The sequence below is a fragment of the Halomonas sp. ND22Bw genome (genome assembly GCF_003011945.1).
GTDB classification, from domain to species: Bacteria; Pseudomonadota; Gammaproteobacteria; order Pseudomonadales; family Halomonadaceae; genus Halomonas; species Halomonas halophila.
On the sequence record NZ_PXWD01000459.1, the window covers coordinates 1 to 330 of the forward strand.

The 330-nt window shown below is 63.0% G+C and carries 1 protein-coding gene; it reads left to right on the plus strand.

All coding sequences use genetic code 11. From position 1 onward, the window contains the following. Positions 1-330, plus strand: a 330-nt coding sequence (locus CVH10_RS18925; RefSeq protein WP_146143075.1) for an SLC13 family permease, incomplete at both ends; no start/stop codon positions are given.

Below are 330 nucleotides of genomic sequence, written 5' to 3' on the forward strand. Positions count from 1 at the left end.
ATTTCGGAAACCGTGACCAGCACAGGTGGCGCTGACCGCATTGCTGCGCATCTGACGACGTTAGTGCAGGACCTGCCGCCCATCGCGGCGATGGGCACCATTCTAGTGCTGGCTATGGCTGTGACACCGTTCCTCAACAACGCCGCGACGGTGCTGGTCATGGGTCCCATCGCCGCCAAGCTCGCAACGAAGCTCGGCTTGGCGCCGGACCCGTTCCTCATGGCTGTGGCTTTGGGGGCCGCATGCGACTTCCTCACGCCCATCGGCCACCAGTGCAACACCTTGGTCATGGGTCCGGGAGGGTATCGCTTCGGTGATTATGCCCGGCTT